We start from the raw sequence: 5,701 nt of genomic DNA, 5'->3' as shown, positions 1-5,701 counted from the left end.
GGCATGACCAGCGCGGTGGTGCCACCGGAGTCGCTGGGGCGCAGCTGGATGCGGATGCCGTGTCGCAGGGACAGGCGGCCGACCACGAAGAGGCCCATGCGGCGGGAGACGGAGACGTCCACCGTCGGCGGGTTGGCGAGGCGCTCGTTGATCTCGGCGAGGTCGTCCGGGCTCAGACCGATACCGGTGTCGTGGATCTCGACCAGCACCCGGCCGTCCGGCAGGGCGTGGCCGGTGACCCGGACGCGGGTCTGCGGGCTGGAGAACGAGGTCGCGTTCTCCAGCAGCTCGGCGAGCAGGTGGACGAGGTCGTTGACGACGCGGCCGGCGACCTCGGCCGACGGCACGGCGGCGAGTTCGATGCGCTCGTACTGCTCCACCTCGGAGGCCGCGGCGCGGAGCACGTCGACCAGCGGGACGGGGCGGGTCCAACGGCGGCCCGGGTCCTCACCGGCGAGGACGAGGAGGTTTTCGCCGTTGCGGCGCATACGGGTCGCGAGGTGGTCCAGCTTGAAGAGGTTGGCCAGCTGGTCCGGGTCCGCCTCGCGGCTCTCCAGCTCGGAGATGAGCGACAGCTGGCGCTGGATGAGGCCCTGGCTGCGGCGCGAGAGGTTGGTGAACATCGCGTTGATGTTGCCGCGGAGGAGGGCCTGCTCGGCGGCGAGGCGGACGGCCTCGCTGTGCACCATGTCGAAGGCGTGGGCCACGTGGCCGATCTCGTCCGCGGAGTCGACGCCGACCGGTTCGACGGCGACGTCGACGTCGTGCGGGTCGGTCTCGGAGAGCGTCTTGACCAGCTCGGGCAGTCGCCGCTCGGCGACGTCCTCGGCCGCGGCCTGGAGCCGGGTCAGCGAGCGCACCATCGAGCGGGCGATCAGACCGGCGCCACCGAGGGCGACGAGCAGCACCAGCGCGACGGCGGCACCGATGATCAGGGCCTCGGTGTCGGCCTGGGACTGGAGCTCCTGGGCCTTTCCGTCGAGGTCCTCGATGAGCTTGGACTCGATCCGGCGCTCGGCGGCGATCTTGGCGGTGGACTGCTCGTACCAGTCCTTGTAGCTGACGACCTCGCTCTGGTGGATACCGCTCTGCTGCAGGATCGAGCGCGCGTAGCGGTCGGCCGCGGCGACGACCGAGTTGTAGCTCAGCTGGCCGCGCAGGTTGTCCAGGTCGTGCGAGGTGTAGATGTTGTTGAAGCCGGTCAGCGCGTTGTCGTAGGACGACTTCAACCGGATGCCGAAGGACTCGTCGCTCAGGCTGAGGTCCGGGCCGCCCGGGTTGGCGAGCGCGGCGCTGATCAGCGCGCGCTGCTGCGAGGTGGAGTTCTTGGCGAGCGAGAACTGCTGCAGGGCACGGGTCGCGCGGACCAGCTCGCGGTTGTTGGACGCGAGCGCGATGTCCTGGGTGATCGACAGCAGGTCGCGGATGATCACGTCGTAGGCGGTGATCGTCGCCTGGATGTTCTGGTTGTTCTGGTACGGGTTGCCACGCGCGTCGGAGACCGAGTTCAGGTCCTTGCGGATCTGGAAGAGCAGGGCCTTGCCGCCGGAGAGTTCGAGGTTCTCGAACTTGTCCGCGGACGCGGTGAAGGTGCGGCTGAGGTCGTCGGTGACCTTGCGCGCGGCGACGATGTCGTCGTCCAGCGGCGCGTTGGGCTTGTTGGTCATCGGCCCCGCGCTGACGTCCCGCTCGTTCTGCAGGGCGTTGGCGAGGTCGGTCGCCTTCTTGGCCAGGTCGGAGAGGTTGGCCATCTGGGCCAGCTGCTGCGAGGTCTCGAGCGAGGTCTGGATGCGCAGGCCACCGAGGACCAGCGCGACCATGACCGGGAGCGCGAGCAGGGCGATCAGCTTGCTGCGGATCCGCCAGTTGCGCATGGCGAGCCGGCTCATGCCCTTGGCCCGGCGGCGGGTCAGGGTGGACCGGAGCTTGCCCCGGGCCGACTTCCGCTCCGCGCCCTCCTCCTCGGGTCGTCCGATCACGTCGGGCGTCGGTTCGGCCGGACCGCCGGGGGCCGCCGCCGGCTGGGGGGCTGCCACCGGCTCACGCGACTCAGGGTCACCCGCGCCGCCGCTACCCCTTTTGAAACGTCCCTGCACTGGCGTCGCAACCTCTGGACCGGGCGTCCCGCCGCGTCGCCGCAGCCTGGACGGTGTGGAGTTTCCATCCGCACCCCGGCCGGTCCGGGAGAGCGGGTCACCGGGGTGGAGTACTCCCTACCCACGGTCCGTGGCATTCCAGCACAGCCGGGGAATCCCAACAAGGGCGAGCGGGGCACATCGGGCGGCACTACCGAACGCGCGCGGAATCTCACGGTCTGTACGGCAACCGGAGCTGAATACCGCCTTTTTCGGACACTCGTCAGATACATGCCAAGCAGACCCGAGATCAACCTGATGCACGGCGCTTCGGGTATGACCGATATATCCGATATGCCGGTAAAAACTGATGCAGCGACATGTCGGATATCGGCGTTATGTTCCATGATTTGTGACGAAAATCACAGATGAATGTGTAGCTTTGGTCACGGTGCCTGTGGAAAGAGATCCGTAACCTTGCGGTATCCGGAGCACGGCCCCGAATCAGCCTGCCCAGAATCCTCCCGAATCACTCAGGCCGGGGCCGATCGCGGTCGGTCGCCCGGCCACGACCTTGAGGTGCTGACGAGATGTCCCAGGCGAAGAAGGCCGCCGAGTCCACGCTGTCCGCCAATTCCACCGCGAATCCGCGCCGGACGACGCTGGCCTCGGTCGAGGACTTCGGCCAGATCCCCGGCGCCCGCAGGCCCGAGGCCGCCGTGACCTACCCGACCGACCTGCCGACCTCCACCGCCAACCCGCGCCGCACCCGGCTGATGGTCGCTCCGGTGGTGAACGTTCCGCAGGACTGAAGCGTTCCGCATACGCCCTGAAGGGCCCCGCCACCCCGGTGGCGGGGCCCTTCGCGTACCCGGGCACCCCCGCCGGCCTCCGGACACCCCGGGCCGGTGGAGCGGCCGGTCCGGAGCCCGCGCGATAGCCTGGCGGCGATTGAGCGGGGCCGGGCCCGAAGCGGGGCCGGCCTCCACCAGCGCCCGGGCGCGCCCCGGGCGGCCGACGACGCGAGGGGTGCCCGAGCCGTGCGCATTGCCAGGTTTTCCGTCCGGGAAGGGAGTCCTGCCGCCGGCAGCGTCTCCTTCGGTGTGGTCGAGGGGGACCCGGCGCGGCCCGAGTCGCTGGTGGTCCACGCGCTGGCGGGCCACCCGTTCGGCCAGCCCCGGCCGACCGGTGAGAGCTACCGCTTCCAGGACGTCCGGCTGCTGAGCCCGATCCTGCCCAACAAGATCGTCGCGGTCGGCCGCAACTACGCCGCGCACGCCGCCGAGCTGGGCAACGCCGTCCCGGACGTCCCGCTCACCTTCTTCAAGCCCTCCACCTCGGTGATCGGCCCGACCGAGAGCATCGCCTACCCGCCGTTCTCCTCGGACGTCCAGCACGAGGCGGAACTGGCCGTGGTGATCGGCCGGATGTGCCGCGAGGTGCCGCTGGAGCGGGTCCCCGAGGTGATCCTCGGCTACACCTGCGCCAACGACGTCACCGCCCGCGACGTCCAGCAGCGCGAGGGGCAGTGGGCCCGCGCCAAGGGCTTCGACACCGCCTGCCCGCTCGGCCCCTGGATCGAGACCGACCTCGACCCCTCCGACCTCGCCGTCACCTGCACGGTCAACGGCGAGCTCCGGCAGACCGGCCGCACCTCGTTGATGGTCCGCTCGGTCGCCGAGCTGATCGTCCACATCTCCGAGGCCATGACGCTGCTGCCCGGCGACGTCGTCCTCACCGGCACCCCCGCCGGGGTGGGCCCGATCCAGGTCGGCGACGAGGTCGCGGTCACCGTCGAGGGCATCGGCACCCTCGCCAACAAGGTGGTCAAGCGTGGCTAGCGAGCCCGCCGGACCGCCCGTCCGGGTGCGCTTCTGCCCCTCCCCGACCGGCAACCCGCATGTGGGTCTGGTCCGCACCGCGCTGTTCAACTGGGCCTTCGCCCGCCACCACGGCGGCACCCTGGTCTTCCGGATCGAGGACACCGACGCCGCCCGCGACTCCGAGGAGTCCTACGGGCAGCTGCTCGACGCGATGCGCTGGCTCGGCCTGGACTGGGACGAGGGCCCGGAGGTCGGCGGCCCGCACGCGCCGTACCGGCAGTCGCAGCGGATGGAGATCTACGCCGACGTCGCCCGCAGGCTGCACGAGGCGGGCCACGCGTACCACTGCTACTGCTCCACCGAGGAGTTGGACGCCCGCCGCGAGGCCGCCCGCGCGGCCGGGAAGCCGTCCGGCTACGACGGCCACTGCCGGGAGCTGACCGACGACCAGGTGGCCGTGTACCGGCTGGAGCGGCGGGAGCCGATCCTGCGCTTCCGGATGCCGGACACCACGATCGCCTTCGACGACCTGGTCCGCGGCACCCTCTCCTTCGAGCCCGAGAACGTGCCCGACTACGGCATCGTCCGGGCCAACGGGGCGCCGCTCTACACCCTGGTCAACCCGGTGGACGACGCCCTGATGGGCATCACCCACGTGCTGCGCGGCGAGGACCTGCTCTCCTCCACCCCGCGCCAGATCGCGCTCTACGCCGCGCTCGCCGACATCGGCGTGGGCGACGGCGGAACCCCGAGGTTCGGCCACCTGCCCTACGTCATGGGCGAGGGGAACAAGAAGCTCTCCAAGCGGGACCCGCAGGCCTCGCTCAACCTCTACCGGGAGCGCGGCTTCATCCCCGAGGGGCTGCTCAACTACCTCTCGCTGCTGGGCTGGTCGCTGGCCGAGGACCGCGACGTCTTCACCGTGGACGAGCTGGTGGCGGCCTTCGACGTCACCAAGGTGAACGCCAACCCGGCCCGCTTCGACCTGAAGAAGTGCGAGGCGGTCAACGCCGAGCACGTGCGCCGGCTGGCCCCGGAGGACTTCGTCCGCCGGCTGGTGCCCCACCTCCAGGAGGCGGGCCTGCTGCCGGCCGGGCCGAGCGCCGAGCAGCTGCGACTGCTGGCCGAGGTGGCGCCGCTCACCCAGGAGCGGATGGTCGTACTGGGCGAGATCGTGGCGATGACCGGCTTCCTGTTCGTCGCGCCGGAGGACTTCGCGCTCGACCCGGACGACGCCGCCAAGGTGCTCACCGCGGACACCCGTCCGGTGCTGGAGGCCGGCGTCAGGGCCCTGGAGGAGCTCGACGGGTTCACCGCCGAGCCGATCCAGGCCGCGCTGCGCGAGGCGCTGGTGGAGGGGCTGGGCATCAAGCCGAAGTTCGCCTTCACCCCGCTGCGGGTGGCCGTGAGCGGCCGCCGGATCTCCCCGCCGCTCTTCGAGTCGATGGAGCTGCTCGGCCGCGCCGAGACGCTGCGCAGGCTGAACGCGGCCCTGGCGGGCCTGCCCGGCGCCTGACCGCGGCACCGCTGCGACCGGCCGCCGGACACCGGCGGCACCCCCGCGGGCCCGGCCTCGGCGCCGGGCCCGCGGCGCCCCCGGAGGTCACCGGACGGCCCCCTTCCCGCTGCCTGGGGTTATCGATTTTGGAGCCGGGGCGGACGTCGGGTAATGTTCTTTCTGCGCCGCCCGGGAGGGCAACGACGAGGGAGTCAAAGCCCCCGCCGGAGCCGAGCGGGAGGCGCAAGCCCGAGAGGATCCCCGACAGGGGTTCAACTCTGGTGGGGTATGGTGTAATTGGCAGC

4 protein-coding genes are annotated in these 5,701 nt (G+C 70.9%); 3 read left to right on the top strand and 1 reads right to left on the bottom strand.

Annotated elements, in window-relative coordinates:
* Positions 1-2,036 (bottom strand): nitrate- and nitrite sensing domain-containing protein (locus VR45_RS39155; protein ID WP_234326620.1); only part of this gene is annotated, 2,036 nt, incomplete at its 3' end.
* A gap of 629 nt (positions 2,037-2,665) precedes the next feature.
* Between VR45_RS39155 and VR45_RS39150 the strand changes: the two genes are divergently transcribed.
* The 3 genes from VR45_RS39150 to gltX all read left to right on the top strand — a co-directional run bounded on the left by VR45_RS39150 (position 2,666) and on the right by gltX (position 5,414).
* Positions 2,666-2,887 (top strand): hypothetical protein, encoded by a 222-nt coding sequence (locus VR45_RS39150; protein WP_045944731.1) that lies wholly within the window; start codon positions 2,666-2,668, stop codon positions 2,885-2,887.
* A 228-nt stretch (positions 2,888-3,115) separates the two neighbouring features.
* Positions 3,116-3,916: a fumarylacetoacetate hydrolase family protein gene (locus tag VR45_RS39145; RefSeq protein WP_045944730.1), complete on the top strand. Its 801-nt coding sequence runs from the start codon at positions 3,116-3,118 to the stop codon at positions 3,914-3,916.
* Positions 3,909-5,414 (top strand): glutamate--tRNA ligase, encoded by a 1,506-nt coding sequence (gene gltX / locus VR45_RS39140; protein WP_045944729.1) that lies wholly within the window; start codon positions 3,909-3,911, stop codon positions 5,412-5,414. The genes VR45_RS39145 and gltX overlap by 8 nt, the downstream gene beginning before the upstream one ends.
* Positions 5,415-5,701 lie beyond the last annotated feature (287 nt).

This window comes from Streptomyces sp. NRRL S-495 (assembly GCF_000966955.1).
GTDB lineage: Bacteria > Actinomycetota > Actinomycetes > Streptomycetales > Streptomycetaceae > Kitasatospora > Kitasatospora purpeofusca.
This window is presented reverse-complemented; position numbering and strand designations above follow the sequence as displayed.

What these genes read in the sequence shown, in the direction of transcription:
- VR45_RS39150 (WP_045944731.1), top strand. Translation starts at nt 2,666, where the DNA reads ATGTCCCAGGCGAAGAAGGCCGCCGAGTCCACGCTGTCCGCCAATTCC.